General features: G+C 72.0%; 13 protein-coding genes and 5 pseudogenes. 9 read left to right on the top strand and 9 right to left on the bottom strand.

Annotated features, from left to right (window positions below; all coding sequences use genetic code 11):
• Positions 1 to 71 precede the first annotated feature (71 nt).
• A complete protein-coding gene (locus ACEXOX_RS30330; protein WP_406524269.1) occupies positions 72 to 1,235 on the bottom strand; it encodes an ATP-binding cassette domain-containing protein in 1,164 nt (387 codons plus the stop codon).
• A gap of 213 nt (positions 1,236 to 1,448) precedes the next feature.
• Positions 1,449 to 2,854 (bottom strand): annotated as a pseudogene (gene ilvA, locus ACEXOX_RS30325) (threonine ammonia-lyase).
• A gap of 156 nt (positions 2,855 to 3,010) precedes the next feature.
• Here ilvA and ACEXOX_RS30320 point away from each other — a divergent pair.
• From ACEXOX_RS30320 to ACEXOX_RS30310, 3 genes and pseudogenes are all read left to right on the top strand, one after another.
• Entirely contained in the window at positions 3,011 to 3,511 is a 501-nt protein-coding gene (locus tag ACEXOX_RS30320; RefSeq protein WP_406524268.1) for a MarR family winged helix-turn-helix transcriptional regulator, read from the top strand.
• 276 nt (positions 3,512 to 3,787) lie between these two features.
• Positions 3,788 to 4,297, top strand: a pseudogene (locus tag ACEXOX_RS30315) (sigma factor-like helix-turn-helix DNA-binding protein); the annotation flags it as partial.
• Positions 4,298 to 4,464: 167 nt separating this feature from the next.
• Positions 4,465 to 4,716 carry a hypothetical protein gene (locus ACEXOX_RS30310; protein WP_406524267.1) on the top strand — a complete coding sequence of 84 codons (252 nt, stop codon included), beginning with the start codon at positions 4,465 to 4,467 and terminating at the stop codon, positions 4,714 to 4,716.
• A 108-nt stretch (positions 4,717 to 4,824) separates the two neighbouring features.
• Here the strand turns inward: ACEXOX_RS30310 and ACEXOX_RS30305 are convergent, their stop codons facing one another.
• Positions 4,825 to 5,985 carry a cystathionine gamma-synthase gene (locus tag ACEXOX_RS30305; protein ID WP_030020633.1) on the bottom strand — a complete coding sequence of 387 codons (1,161 nt, stop codon included), beginning with the start codon at positions 5,983 to 5,985 and terminating at the stop codon, positions 4,825 to 4,827.
• A gap of 174 nt (positions 5,986 to 6,159) precedes the next feature.
• Here ACEXOX_RS30305 and ACEXOX_RS30300 point away from each other — a divergent pair, with 174 nt between their 5' ends.
• From ACEXOX_RS30300 to ACEXOX_RS30290, 3 genes are all read left to right on the top strand, one after another.
• Positions 6,160 to 7,266 carry a hypothetical protein gene (locus ACEXOX_RS30300; RefSeq protein ID WP_406524266.1) on the top strand — a complete coding sequence of 369 codons (1,107 nt, stop codon included), beginning with the start codon at positions 6,160 to 6,162 and terminating at the stop codon, positions 7,264 to 7,266.
• 139 nt (positions 7,267 to 7,405) lie between these two features.
• Positions 7,406 to 8,071, top strand: coding sequence for a peptide-methionine (S)-S-oxide reductase MsrA (gene msrA, locus ACEXOX_RS30295; RefSeq protein ID WP_406524265.1), 666 nt, complete (start codon positions 7,406 to 7,408; stop codon positions 8,069 to 8,071).
• Positions 8,072 to 8,217: 146 nt separating this feature from the next.
• Positions 8,218 to 8,634 (top strand): hypothetical protein, encoded by a 417-nt coding sequence (locus ACEXOX_RS30290; protein ID WP_406524264.1) that lies wholly within the window; start codon positions 8,218 to 8,220, stop codon positions 8,632 to 8,634.
• Here ACEXOX_RS30290 and ACEXOX_RS30285 read toward each other — a convergent pair.
• A complete protein-coding gene (locus ACEXOX_RS30285) occupies positions 8,628 to 8,984 on the bottom strand; it encodes a DUF1330 domain-containing protein (RefSeq protein WP_406524263.1) in 357 nt (118 codons plus the stop codon). The genes ACEXOX_RS30290 and ACEXOX_RS30285 overlap by 7 nt on opposite strands.
• Before the next feature lie 140 nt (positions 8,985 to 9,124).
• Between ACEXOX_RS30285 and ACEXOX_RS30280 the strand changes: the two are divergent.
• A pseudogene (locus ACEXOX_RS30280) lies at positions 9,125 to 9,286 on the top strand (acyl-CoA thioesterase); the annotation flags it as partial.
• Positions 9,287 to 9,374: 88 nt separating this feature from the next.
• Here ACEXOX_RS30280 and ACEXOX_RS30275 read toward each other — a convergent pair.
• Positions 9,375 to 10,292: an NAD(P)-dependent oxidoreductase gene (locus ACEXOX_RS30275; protein ID WP_406524262.1), complete on the bottom strand. Its 918-nt coding sequence runs from the start codon at positions 10,290 to 10,292 to the stop codon at positions 9,375 to 9,377.
• A 59-nt stretch (positions 10,293 to 10,351) separates the two neighbouring features.
• Here ACEXOX_RS30275 and ACEXOX_RS30270 point away from each other — a divergent pair, with 59 nt between their 5' ends.
• The gene (locus ACEXOX_RS30270) at positions 10,352 to 10,822 is read left to right on the top strand and encodes a MerR family transcriptional regulator (protein ID WP_406524261.1); all 471 of its coding nucleotides are present in this window, start codon (positions 10,352 to 10,354) and stop codon (positions 10,820 to 10,822) included.
• A gap of 60 nt (positions 10,823 to 10,882) precedes the next feature.
• On the opposite strand, the gene ACEXOX_RS30265 is transcribed toward ACEXOX_RS30270, so the two are convergent.
• The 3 genes from ACEXOX_RS30265 to ACEXOX_RS30255 all read right to left on the bottom strand — a co-directional run bounded on the left by ACEXOX_RS30265 (position 10,883) and on the right by ACEXOX_RS30255 (position 14,126).
• Complete coding sequence (locus ACEXOX_RS30265; protein ID WP_406524260.1) at positions 10,883 to 12,154, bottom strand: DUF2786 domain-containing protein; 1,272 nt, start codon at positions 12,152 to 12,154, stop codon at positions 10,883 to 10,885.
• A 77-nt stretch (positions 12,155 to 12,231) separates the two neighbouring features.
• Complete coding sequence (locus tag ACEXOX_RS30260) at positions 12,232 to 13,476, bottom strand: Ig-like domain-containing protein (protein ID WP_406524259.1); 1,245 nt, start codon at positions 13,474 to 13,476, stop codon at positions 12,232 to 12,234.
• Positions 13,477 to 13,724: 248 nt separating this feature from the next.
• Positions 13,725 to 14,126: a hypothetical protein gene (locus ACEXOX_RS30255; protein WP_406524258.1), complete on the bottom strand. Its 402-nt coding sequence runs from the start codon at positions 14,124 to 14,126 to the stop codon at positions 13,725 to 13,727.
• Positions 14,127 to 14,241: 115 nt separating this feature from the next.
• Between ACEXOX_RS30255 and ACEXOX_RS30250 the strand changes: the two are divergent.
• Positions 14,242 to 14,576 (top strand): annotated as a pseudogene (locus tag ACEXOX_RS30250) (hypothetical protein).
• Between the two features lie 160 nt (positions 14,577 to 14,736).
• Here ACEXOX_RS30250 and hutH read toward each other — a convergent pair.
• A pseudogene (gene hutH / locus ACEXOX_RS30245) lies at positions 14,737 to 16,280 on the bottom strand (histidine ammonia-lyase).
• Between the last annotated feature and the right edge of the window lie 77 nt (positions 16,281 to 16,357).

The following is a 16,357-nucleotide window of genomic DNA, read 5'->3' as shown; positions in this document are numbered from 1 at the left end:
CGGCTGCTCCTGCCCGGCGGCGGGCCGTCGTCCCGGCGCTCCGGCCGGCGGCGCGGTGTGCGTGACGGTACTCATTCGGCACCCTCCTCGGTGTCCCGGGCCCGCTTCGCCGCCCGGCGCGCCGGGCGCCCCGCGAGCGCGCCGCTGTCCATGGCGTCCACGGTCGCGCCGCCTCCGTTCTCGTCGCCTCCGTTCGCGCCGTACCCGCCCGCGCCGTTCCCGCTCTCGCCGTCCACGGTCGCGCCGTTCCGGCTCCCGCCGCTCCCGTCCCCGCCCTCGCCGTTCCCCTCCGCAGCCTCCGCCGCGTGGCCGGTCAGCGAGATGAACACGTCGTCCAGGGTCGGCCGGCGCAGCCCTATGTCGTCGATCTCGACACCGCGTACGTCGAGTTCGCGGATGATCTCGGCGAGCAGCTTGGCGCCGCCCGACACCGGCACCGTGATCTTGCGGGTGTGCCGCTCGATCTTGCTCGCGCCCTTGCCGAAGCCGCGCAGCACCTCGTCGGTGGTGCCGATGTCTTCGGCGGCGTGCACGACGACCTCCACCCGCTCGCCGCCCGTACGCGCCTTGAGCTCGTCGGAGGTGCCGCGGGCGATGACCCGGCCGTGGTCGACCACGCAGATGTCGTGCGCGAGGTGGTCGGCCTCTTCCAGGTACTGGGTGGTGAGGAGCAGCGTCGTGCCGCCGGCGACCAGTTCCTCGATGACTTCCCACAGCTGCTGGCGGTTGCGCGGGTCCAGGCCGGTGGTGGGCTCGTCCATGAACATCACGGGCGGGCTGACGACCAGCGCGGCCGCCAGGTCGAGCCGGCGCCGCATGCCGCCGGAGTAGGTCTTGGCCGGCCGGTCGCCGGCGTCGGTGAGGCGGAATCGTTCCAGCAGCTCGGTGGCCCGGGCCTTCGCCGCGCGCCCGCTCATCTGGTAGAGCCGGCCGACCATGGTCAGGTTCTCGCGGCCCGTCAGGTACTCGTCGACGGCGGCGAACTGGCCGGACAGACCGATCGAGCGGCGTACCTCGTCGGGGTGCTCGAGCACGTCGATGCCGGCGACGACCGCGGTGCCGCGGTCCGGCTGGAGCAGGGTGGTCAGGACTCGTACGGCGGTGGTCTTGCCCGCACCGTTCGGGCCGAGCAGTCCGAGGACGGTTCCTTCGGGGACGTCGAGGTCGACGCCGTCCAGAGCCCTCACCTTGCCGAAGGTCTTCACCAGACCCTCGGCGTAAATGGCGCCTGGCATGTGGGTTCTCCCAAGGTATGGGTTGACTCCGGGAAGAAGTTACTTTCACCGGATATGAGCCGCTCTACGGTCATATACCCGGCACCGAGGGTGCCCTGAAACACGGCGCAGCGCCCCCGCGACCCGGACCATACTGCACTCGCGATACATCGCGATATACGTCAGACGGCGTTCGTGGACGCACGGCCGGCCGGCCGTGCGCCGCGGCGCACCTCAGCCCATGACGGTGTAACCCGCCGCCCGCAGGGCCGAGCTGACCTCCGTGCAGTGCTCCGGGCCCTTGGTCTCCAGATGCAGCTCCACCTCCGCTTCCGTGAGCCCGAGCCGCGGATCGGTCCGCACATGGCTCACGTCCAGCACGTTCGCGTCGACCTCCGACAGCACTCCGAGCAGCGTCGCGAGAGCCCCCGGCCGGTCCGTCAGCCGCAGGCGCAGCGACAGGTAGCGCCCCGCGGCGGCCATGCCGTGCCGCAGGATGCGCTGCATCAGCAGCGGATCGACATTCCCCCGGACAGCACCGCGACCACCGGCCCCTCGAAGGACTCGGGCCGCGACAGCAGCGCCGCCACCGGACTCGCCCCCGCCGGCTCCACGACCAGCTTGGCCCGCTCCAGGCAGAGCAGCAGAGCGCTGGAGAGCTCGTCCTCGGACACGGTACGGACCTCGTCGACGAGATCGCCGACAATTTTGAACGGTACGTCGCCCGGCCGCCCGACCTTGATGCCGTCCGCCATCGTCGCCGGCGCCTCGATCGACACCGGCCGCCCGGCCGCCAGTGACGGCGGGTAGGCCGCCGCGCCCGCCGCCTGCACCCCGACGATCCGCACGTCCGGCCGCAGCGCCTTGACCGCCAGGGCGATGCCCGCGACGAGCCCGCCGCCGCCGATGCCCACGACGATCGTGCGCACCTCCGGGCACTGTTCGAGGATCTCCAGGCCGACCGTGCCCTGGCCCGCGATGATGTCCCGGTGGTCGAAGGGGTGGATGAAGACCGCGCCCGTCGCCTCGGCGTACTCCTGGGCGGCGGCCAGCGTCTCGTCCACCACCTGGCCGTGCAGCCGCACCTCGGCGCCGTACTCACGGGTCGCGGCGACCTTCGGCAGCGGCGCGCCGACCGGCATGAACACCGTCGAACGCACCCCGAGCAGCGAGGCCGCCAGCGCCACGCCCTGCGCGTGGTTCCCGGCGCTGGCGGCGACCACCCCGGCCGCCCGCTCCCGCGGGGAGAGCGCCGCGATCCGCACGTACGCGCCACGTATCTTGAAGGAGCCGGTGCGTTGCAGGTTCTCGCACTTCAGATGCACCGGCGCCCCCACCAAACCGGACAGGTACCGGCTCCCCTCCAAGGCGGTGGACCGCGAGACGCCGGACAGTATCTTCTGCGCCTCCCGTACGTCCTCGACGCCGAGCCCGGCGGAGGCGGCGGCCGCCGGGCCCGCGCCCGGCCCGGAAACGGAGGCGGAACCGGAATTCGACGCCGGTTGCGCACCGGTACCGGGCACCTCCGCACGTGCCGGGACCGATGCCGGGCCGGGTCGCTGACCGGCGGCAGAAGCGGAAGCGGAATCCGAAGAGGAACCGGGGGCGGGAGTGTGCTCGTGCGGCGTGTGATCGGCCATGAAGCCCAGTCTTACAGTTCGGTCCGCGGCGGGGGCCCGGGGCCGCCGGACCGGCGCCGCCGAGGCACGTCTTTGGACAGCGCCGGTACGGTCCGCGCCGGGGCCGCGTACTCTGTCCCCCAATCCGTACGCATCCCATGAAGCGAGCTCCCGGCCATGCCCACCTCTTCGGACATGACGACCCACACCGACCCCGCTCTTCTCGACGCGCTGCAACACCAAGTCGCCGTTTTCGCCCGCCGCGCCGAACAGAGCCGGCTCGGCGGCGTCGGCCAGGCACGCAATTCCATGGACCGTGCCGCCTACCTGCTCCTCAACCGGCTGGACAAAGAGGGCCCGATGGGTGTCAAGGCGCTGGCCGCCGGCATGGGCATCGACTCCTCGACCGTCACCCGGCAGGTCGCCCCACTGGTCGACTCCGGCCTGGTCAACCGCGCCTCGCACCCCGAGGACGGCCGTGCGGTCGTACTCCAGCTCTCCGAGCGCGGCCGGTCCCGGCTGGAAGAGGTACGGGCCTCCCGCCGCGCCCTGATGGCGCTGGTCACCGAGGAGTGGACGGAGGAGGAGCGGGACTCGTTCTGCAGCCTGCTGACGCGCTTCAACACCTCCCTGTCCACGGTCACCGCGACGCTGCCGCCGGTGGCGTCCAGCTCCTGAGCGGTCGGGCCCTGGTCCGTCGGTTCCTCGGCGGCGGATACTGATCCGTCGGTTCCTCAGCGGACGCGCCCCGGACCGTCGATTCCTCAGCGGGCCCGCCCCGGACCGTCGGTCCCTCAGCAGCCGGATCCCGGCCCGTCCGCTCCTCGGCGGCCGGCGGCCCGGCCGCCGCGCAGCAGGGAGAGCGAGGGGAACAAGCGCGGCCCGCCCTGCCACGCCCCCGGTTTTTCCCTGCCGCCTCTTGACCCCGTGCCGGGCCTGCCGTGCCATGGAGCTGTGCGAGAGCGGCGAGCAGCCCAGGAACGCCGTCGTGCCCGGGAGTTCGAGGCGTTCGTCGCGGGCGCGGCCGGCCGTCTGCTGCGCGCCGCCACACTCCTGACCGCCGAGCCGGAGGACCGGCCCGCACCCGCCGCCGAACGCCTGCTCACTCTGGCGCTGGCCCGTACGTACGCCGCCTGGGACCGGCTGCGCGGCGAGGACCCGTACGACCGCGCGCGCCAGGAGATGGCCGCCCACTTCGCGCACTCCGCCTGGCGGGAACGGCTCCCCCGCGCCCTGGGACACGGCAGGCGACCGCCGCCCGGCGGCCTCCTGGGGCGGCTGCCGCCGCAGGAGCGGCTGGTACTCGTACTGCGTCTCTACGAGGGTGTCGCCGAGGAGCAGACCGCCGCGCAGCTGGGCCTGCCCGCCGAACGCGTCCACACGCTGTGCCTGCGGGCCGTGGGGCGCATGCGCAGCGCCCCTCCCGCCGGGTACGCGGGGCCGCCGGTACAGGTCGGAGCACCGGCAGCGGAACCTGTCGGCGTACCGGACACGCCAGCCCCACCGGCCCCACCGGCGCCACCAACCACGCCAGCCGCGTCAACCACACCAATCTCACCGACCGCGCCACCAGCACCCACCGCACCGGATTCGCTGCCGCCGCCTGCCCCGCGCCCGGAAGCGGCCACGCCATGAGCCTGCCGGACCGCAAGGAGACCGAGGTCCGGCGGATGCTGGACGGACCGCACCCGCCGGTCCCGCCCGACCTGGCGCTGCGCGCCGCCGCGAGCGGCCGACGGCTGCTGGTCCACCGGCGGCTGGCGCGCCGGCTGCTGTGGCTGCTGGCCGTGGCGGCGCTGGCAGCACTCCTGGCCTGGGCGGCCGTCGACCAGCCGTGGCTGCCGCCGCCGGCGCACACCACCCCTCCGCTGGAAGGGTGGTGAGCAGGGGCCGGGGCACTCCGGGCGCCGCTGTCCCAGCGCCTGAAGCACCTCTCAAGCCCAGCGCCTGAGTCGAGTGCTTCCTGACCCGGCGCCTGAGTCGAGTGCTTCCTAGCCCAGCGCCTGCGTGAGGTCCGCGACCAGGTCGTCGATCGACTCGATGCCGACCGAGAGCCGTACGAGGTCGTTCGGGACCTCCAGCAGCGAGCCCGCCGTCGAGGCGTGCGTCATCCGGCCCGGGTGCTCGATCAGCGACTCCACGCCGCCCAGCGACTCGCCCAGGGTGAACAGCTTGGCGCGGTTGCACACCTCCACCGCGGCCTGCTCGCCGTCCGCCACACGGAACGACACCATGCCGCCGAAAGAACGCATCTGCTTGGCGGCGATCTCGTGGCCGGGGTGGTCCTTCAGGCCCGGGTAGCAGACCTGCGACACCTTGTCGTGCGCGGCGAGCAGCTCCGCGATCCGGGCCGCGTTGGCGCTGTGCCGGTCCATCCGTACGGCCAGCGTCTTCAGCCCGCGCATCACCAGCCACGCGTCGAACGGACCGGCGACCGCGCCCATCGCGTTCTGGTGGTAGGCCAGCTCCTCGCCCAGCTCGGCGTCGTTGACGACGAGCGCGCCGCCGACCACGTCCGAGTGTCCGCCCATGTACTTGGTCGTGGAGTAGACCACCACGTCCGCGCCGAGGGCCAGCGGCTGCTGGAGGTAAGGGCTGGCGAAGGTGTTGTCCACGACCAGGCGGACCCCGGCGTCGCGCGCCACGGCCGCGAGCGCGGCGATGTCCGTGATGCCGAGGAGCGGGTTGCTGGGCGTCTCCACCCAGATCGCCTTGGTACGGGGGCGCAGCGCGTCCCGTACGGCCTGCGGGTCGGAGGTGTCGGCGACCGACCACTCCACGCCCCACCGCTCGACGACCTTCGAAATGAGGCGGAACGTGCCGCCGTACGCGTCATTGGGGATCACGACGTGGTCACCGGGGACCAGGAGGGTACGCAGCAGGCAGTCCTCGGCCGCGAGCCCGGAGGCGAAGGCCAGACCGCGGCGGCCGCCGTCGAGGGCGGCCAGGTTCTCCTCCAGGGCGGTACGGGTCGGGTTCGCGCTGCGGCTGTACTCGTAGCCGCCGCGCAGCCCGCCCACGCCGTCCTGCTTGTAGGTGGACACCTGGTAGATGGGCGGTACCACCGCGCCGGTCGCCTCGTCGGGCTCCTGACCTGCGTGGATGGCAAGGGTCTCGAAATTCTGGGGGCGCTCCTCGCGCTGATCGCTCATGTCTGCCGAGGGTAGTCGTCCACACCCGCGAACTTTTCGGAACTTTCTGCTTCGCTGGATAGTGGATACATACAAGACACCTTCGCGCTCCACCCCTGCCGCACCACCACGACGCCACACCCACCCCATCCCCTCCCCATCCGCATCCCAAGACCGGAATCCGAGACTGACCACATGGACGTTCTGCTGGTTCTCTTCGCCGCTGCCGCGCTCGGCGGGCTCGTCCTGCTGCCCTGGCTGCGGCGCCGCCAGGCCACGCAGCAGGCCCAGCAGGGGCTGACGCTGGCCGCCGACCCCATGGCCGGCTACGGATTCGTCCCGGCCCAGGAGCTCGACGTACGGCTGCCCGGACCCGACCGGGAGCTGGAGGACACCCTCGACGAGATCCGGCGCACGCACGACTGGCGCCCGGCCGCACAGTTGCTGAGCGCCACCGGCGAGGACTGGGAACGCCGCTGGCAGCGGGTGCAGACGCTCGCCGGGGCCGCGGCGTTCGAGCTGGCGGAGCGGCCCGGACAGGGCGGCATCTGGCTGCGGACGTGGCGCTCCGAGGCGCCCAAGGACCCGGGCGGCGCCCAGACCCACGCCCAGTTCCTCGTCATCCAGGCGCTGCGCGACCCCGCCTCGCAGGACTTCCGCATGATCCTGGAGGAGGCCCGGACGGTCTGCCACGAGGCGGCCCTGCTGGCCCCCGGCAGCCCCGTCCCGTACATCACCGAGCTGGCCGTCGCCCGCGGCCTCGGCGACCGCCGCGCGGACTACGACGCCCTGTGGTCGAAGGTCGCCCAGCGCGCCCCGCACCACATGGGCGCGCACCTCGCCGCCCTGCCCTACTGGTCGCAGAAGTGGCACGGCTCCAAGGAGGAGGCCGCCGCGTTCACCGAGAGCGCCGCCTCGGCCGCCCCCGCCAAGAGCCTGCTCCCGGCCCTCCCGCTCTTCGCCGTCTACGACCACCTGCCCGAGGCCAACATGGTCAGCAGCCTCTTCCAGAGCGCCGTCGTCGAACGCGCGATCGAGGGCGCACACTTCGCCCTGCGCGAGGCCCCGGCGGACCACCCCATGGCCCCGCACGTCCGGCACCTGCTCATCTGGTTCCTCGTGCACGCCGAGCGCTACGCGGAGGCCGTGGAGCAGCTGCGCCTGGTCGACGGCCATGTCGGCGCCGTCCCGTGGTCGTACGGCAGCAGCCCCGCCGCCGAGTACGCCGCGTTCCGCGCCCTGGCCGTGGCCGGCTGGGAACGCGGCGGCGGCACCTCGTCCGAATTCCGCCCGCACCCGTGACCCCTCCCCGCCCCGGCGACGGCTCCATCCCGGTTCCCGCCCCCGTCCCCGTCCCCCTCCCCGGAATGCGTCTCCCCCGTCCGGCGTTGTCCCGGCAGCCGGCCACCGTCCTCTTCCCTCACCCACGGAGCGAGACGTCATGCTCTTCAACCGCTTCAAGAACGCCCTGCCCACCCCGGAGGAAGCCCTGAAGGGCCGCCCCGAACGCGACTTCCCCGTCCCCGACCGGCACACGGTCCTCGGCAACCCGCTCCTCGGCCCCTACCCCGAGCACCTGCGGATCGCCGACTTCGGCCTGGGCTGCTTCTGGGGCGCCGAGCGCAAGTTCTGGCAGACCGAGGGCGTCTGGACGACCCTGGCCGGCTACCAGGGCGGCCACACCCCGAACCCGGCTTACGAAGAGGTGTGCAGCGGCCTGACGGGCCACACCGAAGCCGTCCGCGTCGTCTACGACCCCGCCAAGGTCTCCTACGCCGCCCTCCTGAAGCTCTTCTGGGAGTCCCACGACCCCACCCAGGGCTTCCGCCAGGGCAACGACACCGGCACCCAGTACCGCTCCGCGATCTACACCCACTCCCCCGCCGACCAACAGGCGGCCGAGGCCTCCCGCACCGCCTACCAGTCCGTCCTGCACTCCGCGGGCCACGGCGACATCACCACCGAAATACTCCCGGCCACGGACCGCCCCTTCTACCCGGCCGAGGACTATCACCAGCAGTACTTGGACAAGCACCCGGCCGGGTACTGCGGGATCGGGGGGACGGGGGTGAGCTGCCCGGTGGGGGTGGCGCAGGCCGACGGGTGAGTCGGGGCTGATGTGCCGGGCCGCCCGCCGAGACGGCCCGGGCCCGGCGGAGCAGTGGTGGCCCCTGGGCGGAAGACGCAGTCTCACATTCAGACGGACAGCTCCCGCCGGGCGTCATCACCCCCTTGAGCCGCCACCCTTTTCTCATGGCGACTTCGGGGGCACGTGGCGGGCGTCTCGGCGGGCTGCGGCAGTGGTGGGGTGTGCTGGCCGGTGTTTTGCTGATTGCGGCGTGGGTTCATGCCGCCGCGGGGCCGGCCCTGGTGATCGCCCTGTCCGCCGCCGTGTTCCTGTGGAGTTTCTTCCAGGCTCCGATGCCGTGCGGCGCCCCGGTACGTGGGCGCCCGGACGGTTGTCGCAACAACGCCTACGGGCTGCTGCTGGGGTGCCACATCCGCCAGCACCGGTGGCAGAAGCTGAAGATGCTGATCGTCCGGCGGCAGGTGCGCGCGTTCTGCGCGGGGCTGTTCTCGGACGGCAAGGCCGTGGTCATCACGCTGGCCGGGGTGGGGAGCTTCGTCTCCGGGCTCGTCGCCCTCGTTCCCGGGGTCGTCGTTCACTGAGCCGGCGTGCGTGCCGCGGCCGCCTTCAGGGCTTCGGCGCGGGTGGTGGGGTCGTAGTCGGCAGGGAGGCCGGGGAAGAGGATGACGTCGCCCGCTATGTGGCGGGTGCGCAGGGGGAGAATTTCCTGGTAGGCGTCGGAGTCGTACCAGGCGCGGGCCTCGGCGAGCCCGGGGAACTCCAGCAGGACGAGGCTGCCCGGCCATGCGCCCTCCCGGACCTCCAGCTTGTCCCCGTGGGCGAGGAAGCGCCCGGAGTACGGCGTGAGCGTGGCCTGGATGCGCTCCAGGTACACGTACACCTCGGGGTGGGGCGTGCGGTCGCGGAGGCGGGCGAAGGCGTAGGCGGGCACGGGTCCTCCGTAAGTCGCTTGTGGGGTAGGGACGTTGTTGTCACTGTGACGGCAGAGGGTGGCCGAAGGCCATTACCCCGGAGGTAGGGCAGCGGTCCTGGCGGCAGACCGGAGGAGGACGCGTGGGTGGGGAACGGGATGTGTTCGCTGTGCGGGTTTCGGTACGGGGGTACGAGACGGACGCGCAGGGGCACCTGAACAGCCGCGTGAATCTCCAGTACGCGGAGCACGCCAGGTGGCCGATGTTGCAGGCAGCCGGAATCCGGCAGAGCGATTTGCTGGCCAAGGGCGTCGGGCCGGTCGTGTGATGGACCTGGAGGCACGGAAGCTGGTCGGCGGGCCGGCGGAGTACTTTCGGGCACTGGCGGGGGATGAAGAGGTGCTGGGGGTTTAGCTGGGTCGGCGGGACTGGCTCGGCTGCTTGAAGACCTCGTGCACGGCCAGGTAGTTCTTGCCGCCGTGGCCTTGGGCGATCGCCTGCTCGGCGATCGCCTTCATGAGTTGCGGCTGGTCGGCGTGGATGCCCTGCTCCACGCAGGTGCGGGTGAGGTGGTCGAGCGCGTGGAGGTTCATCTTTATGGTGCCCGCGTCGCCGGGGTAGTCCCCCCTGTCCAGGGCGGGGGCGTGCTCGGTGAGGGTTGCGTTCACCACTGTGGGCATGAACCAGTCGAGGGCGAGACCGGCGAACTCGGCCGCCGGGACGTTCGCCGATCCGACCAGCGCTGTGGCGTGCAGGAAGCCGTTCATGGTGGCGTACATCAGGTCGAGCAGCGCGGTGTTGTACAGCACCGCCAGGGTGGGGTCGGGGCCGAGGTACCGGGGGTCGCCCAGGCTCGCCAGCGTCGTCCGGTGCTCGTCGAAGACATGCTGTGCACCGCTGTAGAGGGAGACGGACTCGGGGTGCCCGACGAGCGGCGGCGGCACCATGATCGCGCCGTCCAGGTAGGTGACGTCTCGCCCGGCCGCCCAACGGGACGCCGCTCGCGCGTCGTTCGGTGTGCCGGAGTTGAGGTTCACCAGTGCACGGCCCTTCAAGGCGTCGCCGGCGGAGTCGAACACCGCGTACATGGTCGCGTAGTCCTTGAGACAGACGACCGTGACAGCGCTCGCGGAGATCGCTTCGGCGGCCGTCTCCGCGCGGCGGGCCCCCTTGGCCACGAGGCTGTCGGCCTTCTCCGGGCTGCGGTTCCAGACGGTCGTGGGGTGGCCGTTCCGCAGGAGCGTTTCGGCGAGCGCGAGGCCCATGGGGCCGAGGCCGATGACGGTAACGGATGCGTGCGGCGAGGTTTCTGATCGGTTGTCAGCCATGCGGAATAGACTGCTGTCTCACATCGGTGTGAGAGTCAACTGAACGTGGTGGTCGTCACATGCGTATGGGGGAGTTCTCCCGGCGGACCGGGGTCAGCCAGCGTCTGCTGCGTTACTACGAGGAGCAGGGGCTGCTCAAGCCGTCGCGGCGGGCCAGCGGGTACCGCGAGTTCGCCGAAGAGGACATAGCCACCGTCCGGGGCATCCGCATGCTGCTCGGCGCCGGTCTCGGCACCGCCACGATCGCCGAGCTGATGCCCTGCATGACCGACGACGGGCAGACCCTGGCGCCTGCCTGTTCCGGCATGCTGCCCGACCTGCACCGGGAGCGTGAACGCATCAACGAGGCGGTGGCCGGCCTGCTGGCCGCACGGGAGACGCTGGACGCCCTCATCGCCGCCACGGCGCCCACCGGGGGTGACGATCCGGAGGCCTGCTACGCGGCCGGTGGGGCGCAGCGGCCGGGCGGCGCGGGGCGGTCCGGCGGCGCCGCTGCGGCGCCGGTCGGCGCACCGTCCGACTGGCGCTGACGCGAGGGGGCAAAACGAGGGGCGGATCTGGGGGATCGGCTCAAGGGCCCGCCGCCGGGGTCAGGTCTTTCGGTGGTGGAGATGGGCGCGGTCGGCTGCCGCGGCGCCCTGTTCCCAGCCGGCGGCGTCGCGTACGCCCCGCATCCGGATGGCTGCGGTGTCGGGGAACAGTTCGCCGGTGGTCTCCGCCACGGCGACCTCGCGGGCGGCCAGGACCGGCAGGAGGTCCGGGGTGCCGCCCGCGGCCTCGGCGGTCGCCTCCTGTGTGGCCGCGGTCAGGCGGGCACGGATGCGGTCGGCGTACGCGACGAGGAAGGTCTGGCGGAAGTCGCGGGTACGGCGGGACCGGCCGCGGCTGTGGTGGGCGTCGCCCGCGCGGTGCATGGCGGTGGTGGCCTGGAGGAGCAGCGAGGTGTAGAGGAGTTCGGTGGCCTCCAGGTCGGCTTCGAAGCCGATGAGGGTGGAGAAGGCCACGTCGCCGGACCAGACGGCCTGGCAGCGGTTGGCGGTGGCGACCGCGTCGAGCAACAGGGCCTTCGCCTGCTCGTACGGGCCCTCGATGCCGATGCGGATGGCGGAGGGGGCGGCTCCCCGGCCGCCGTCGGTGCCGGTGCCGGTGCCGGCGTGGTCGAGGAGTGCTTCGTCGATGCTGTGGCGCGCCATCAGCTCCTGGGCTTTGGCCGACAGCGCCTCCGCCTCCTCCGGGTAGTCCGTCGCCTCGGCCTTGGCGAGCAGGCCGCGGATACGGCCCAGGGTCCGGGACTCGGCGGGCGCGTGCGCGCGTACCGGACGGGCCGCCGGGAGGGGTGTGATGCGGGGCAGGCGCGCCAGGACGCGCAGCGCTGCCAGTACGTCGTACGTCGTCTCGAAACGTGAGCTGCGGCGGCGGTGCGCCAGCTCGTGGATGTAGCGGGCGTCCGACTGCCACCAGAGCTCGGCTCCCAGGTCGCGCAGCTGGGCCGCCCAGCGGGGCCCGCGGGCGCGTTCCGCGGCCCGGCCCGCGCGCTGGGCTTCGGCGGCCATCGCGTCCACGATCACGGCGGTACGCGGGCCGCCGCCCGTCTCGCGCCGTACGATCCGCTCCAGGTCGGCGGGCTGCCAGCCGCCCTGCCAGCAGCGCCGTACGCCGTCCTCCGCCGCGGCCAGCAGCGCGGCGCTGACGGCTTCCGGGCCCGCGGGCGCCGCTGCCAGCATGGAGGCGCCGGCCTCCAGGGCGTCCTCGGCGGGCGTCCCGTCCTCGGCGTACCGGACGGTGCCGAGCACGGTGCCGACCAGTTCACCGGCCGCCGCCCGGCCGCCCCGTTGCCGCTGTCCGTCGTCGCGCTTGCTCACGTGGTCACGATACGGAGGGCGGGCCCCCGCCTGTGCACGGCGGGGGCCCGCCCTCCGAGCCGAGGGGCGAAGGCGCGCTACTTCACGGCGCTGCCCGCCACCCACTCGTTCCAGTCCATGTTCCAGCCGTTGAGACCGTTGTCCGGCTTGATCGTCTTGTCCGGGGAGTTGATCATGTGGACGACGTCACCGACCAGGGAGTTCTGGTAGAACCAGGCGCCGTCCGTGCCGGGGTCGCCGGCGCCCTGGACGTCCTCCAGGCCGATGCAGCCGTGGCTGGTGTTGGCGTTGCCGAAGATGCCCTTGCCCCAGTAGTTGCCGTGCAGGAACGTGCCGGAGCTGGACAGGCGCATGGCGTGCGGGACATCGGGGATGTCGTACTCGCCCTTGCCGTCGTTGTTGGTGAAGCCGACGGTGGAGCCGTCCATCCGGGTCTGCTGGTACTTCTCCGAGACGACCATCTTGCCGTTGTACGTCGGGTGGTCCTTGCTGCCCGCCGAGATCGGGATGGTCTTGATCGTCTTGCCGTCGCGCACCACCGTCATCTGGTGGGTCTTGGCGTCGACCGTGCTGACCTGCGACCGGCCGATCTGGAAGTTCACCGTCTTGTTCTGGACGCCCTTGACGCCGGGTGCGGCCTCGACGCCGTCCAGCTTCAGGTCGACGGTGACCTTGGAGTTGGGCTTCCAGTAGTCCTTGGGGCGGAAGTCCAGGCGCTGGTCGCCGAACCAGTGGCCGACGATCTCCTGGTTGCTGCTGGACGCCACCTTGATCGCGGACTGGACGTCCTTCTTGTTCTTCACCGGCTTGTCGAAGTTGACCGACACGGGCATGCCGACACCGACGGTCGAGCCGTCCTCCGGTGTGTAGTTGCCTATGAAGCTGTTCTTCGGGGAGACCGTGGTGAAGGTCGAGTGCTCCACCGCCTTGCGGCCCTCGCCGTCGGCGGCGTGCGCGGTGATCGTGTACTTGGTCGAGCGCTCCAGCTGCTTCTTCGGCTGCCAGGAGCTGCCGTCGGCGGCGAGCGTGCCCTCGACCGGCTTCTTGTTCTCACCGGCGGTCATCGTGACGTCGGTGAGCTTGCCGCCGGCGACGGTGACCTTGGCGGCGCTGTTGATGCCCGCGTCGGTGGATCCGTTCTTCGGTTCGATCTTGATCTTGGCTTCCGAGGCGTCCTTCGCCGCCGCCTCGTCGACCTTCTTCGTGTTGTCCTGGCCGCCCCCGTCACCGCCGTCACCGCCACCGCACGCCCCGAGTGTCAGCACACCCCCGAGCAGCGCGGCAGTGGCTATCAGGCCTTTGCGACGCTTGCTGTCCGTCATCACACGACTCTCCATTGCCTTGCTGCCGAACCCGGAAACCCCCGAGCCGGGCGCCGCGCCGCGTACTGCCGGCCGACACCATCATGAACGTCTGTTCCGTTTCGTCCGTTCCATGCGTACGGCAGCTGTGGGAAACGCCACGCGACCTCCGGACGGCGACGGGTGTCGTACGGAGATCGCGTGGCGGTCGTACGGATGTCGTACGGAGGCCGTACGAAGATCGCCTGGCGTCGGCTGCGGACGGCTCCTCAGAAGCGGGCGCGCACCCCGTCCGCGGACACCTCGGCCGCCCCGGCGGCCCCGGCCGTCTCGGGTTCCTCGTCCTCCGGGAAGTCGTCGTCCTCGGCGTCGTGCCCGAGGACCCACTCCGCGTCGGCGTCGTAGTCGATCTCCTCGCTGCTCCAGGACGCCTGCGTCAGCTCCACCCCCGGGACGCCCTCGACCAGGTCGAAGGGGTCCACGAGGTACGCCAGCGCCTCCGCCGGATCGGTCTGGACCGTTTCCCGCGCATGGTCGCGCTCCTCCGCGGGTAGAGAAGGGTCACCGTTGATGTGGTCGAGTGCCGCGCCGGTCAGCCGGCCCGAGTCGGCGACCTCCATGACGAGTTCGACATGGAGCCGGACAAACCGTGATGTCTCGTCGTTGCTCATGTCAGGGAGCGTAAGCACCACCGGCTCCTGACTTCCCCACGACCCGCGGCTGTCACTAACATCTGTTGTCAACGGTCAATTTGCCGAGCCCACAAGGGGGATCGTTTCTGTGCCCGTGACCGCACGTCGACCACTGCTGACCGCCGCAGCCGCGGGATCGGTACTGCTCGCCCTGTGGTTCGTACCGTCCGCGAACGCCACCGTCGAACACGGCGAACGGACGCCGCACGACACCCCCGGTCGGCCCAGCAGGCGCCGAAGACGCAGCCGCACGCCGCCACGCAGACCAGTACGGACCAGCAGGATTCCACGACCGGGCAGGGAACGCTGCTCGCCGACACCGGCGCGTTCGACACCACGCCGTACGTCGTCGGGGGCGCCGCCTTCCTCGGCATCGGCGCCGGGCTGGTCGGCTTCTCCGTCCGCCGCAGCCGCGGCGACGTGGCCTGACCGACCCGGGGCCTGGCTCCGACCTGGCAAAGAAGCGCGGAGAACCGCGCGGATCTCCGGACGGCGGCCGGGCGGGGCGGAAACGCCTACCGGAAGCGCGGAGCGGGCGGAGCGAACCGCGCCCGCCCCGCCCGGCACCGGATCGCCACCGCCCCGGCCGTCAGGCCAGCTCCCCCGTGACCTTCTCGACCGCCTCGACCAGCCGGCCGTCGCGGACGAAGTCGTACGCCGCCTCCAGGTCCGGCGCGAGGAAACGGTCCTCCCCGGCCCCTGGACGCCCGCGGCCCGTACGGCGTCCAGCACCGCACGGGTGGCCGGCGCCGGGGTCAGGCCCGTACGCATCTCCACCGCCCGGGTCGCCGCGTACAGCTCGACGGCGAGCACCCGGGTCAGGTTGTCCACCGCGGTCCGCAGCTTGCGCGCCGCCGACCAGCCCATGGAGACGTGGTCCTCCTGCATCGCGGAGGACGGGATGGAGTCCACCGAGGCGGGCGCTGCCAGCCGCTTCAGCTCGCTGACCAGCGCGGCCTGCGTGTACTGGGCGATCATCAGGCCCGAGTCGACGCCCGGGTCACCGGCCAGGAAGGCGGGCAGGCCGTGCGAGCGGTTCTTGTCCAGCAGGCGGTCCGTACGGCGCTCCGCGATGGAGCCGAGGTCGGCCGCGGCGACGGCGAGGAAGTCCAGTACGTACGCGACCGGCGCGCCGTGGAAGTTGCCGTTCGACTCGACCCGGCCGTCCTCCAGCACCACCGGGTTGTCGACGGCGGCGGCCAGCTCCCGGCTCGCGACCAGACGGGCGTGGTCCAGCGTGTCCCGGCCCGCGCCCGCGACCTGCGGGGCGCAGCGGATGGAGTAGGCGTCCTGGACGCGCGGCGCGTCGTCCTGGTGGTGGCCGGTGAGCCCCGAACCGGCCAGGACCTTGAGCATGTTGGCGGCCGAGGCCGCCTGCCCGGGATGCGGACGGATGGCGTGCAGTTCCGGCGCGAGCACCTTGTCCGTGCCGAGCAGCGCCTCCAGGGAGAGCGCCGCGGTGATGTCCGCGGTGGTGAAGAGGCGGGCCAGGTCGGCGCAGGCCATGACCAGCATGCCGAGCATGCCGTCGGTGCCGTTCAGGAGGGCCAGGCCCTCCTTCTCGCGCAGTTCGACCGGCGCGATGCCGTGCTCGGCGAGCAGTTCGCCGGCCGGGCGCACGACGCCGTCCGGGCCTTCCGCCTCGCCCTCGCCCATGAGCGTCAGGGCGCAGTGCGACAGCGGCGCGAGGTCGCCGGAGCAGCCGAGCGAGCCGTACTCGTGCACGACCGGGATGATCCCGGCGTTGAGGATCTCCGCCATCGTGCCGACGACGAGCGGCCGGACGCCCGTACGTCCGGAGGCCAGCGTCTTCAGGCGCAGGAACATCAGCGCGCGCACCACCTCGCGCTCCACCCGCGGGCCCATGCCGGCGGCGTGCGAGCGCACGATGTTGCGCTGGAGCTGGGCGCGCAGCTCCGGGCTGATGTGGCGTACGGCCAGGGCACCGAAGCCCGTGGAGACGCCGTACACCGGGTCCGGCTTGGCGGCGAGGTCGTCGATGACCGCGCGGGCGGCGGCGACGGCCGCCATGGCCTCCTCGGACAGCTCGATACGGGCGGCGCCGCGGGCGACGGCGATGACGTCCTGTGCGGTCGTGCCGGACGTCCCCAACACCACAGTGTGCATATCCATATTCAGGCACCCTAGAGACTGAATCCCTGGATGTCACCACTGGATCTCCCGCTCGGCGGCCGCCGTGCGGTACGCCG

It is taken from the genome of Streptomyces sp. Ac-502, assembly GCF_045222935.1.
GTDB lineage: Bacteria > Actinomycetota > Actinomycetes > Streptomycetales > Streptomycetaceae > Streptomyces > Streptomyces monomycini.
This window is presented reverse-complemented; position numbering and strand designations above follow the sequence as displayed.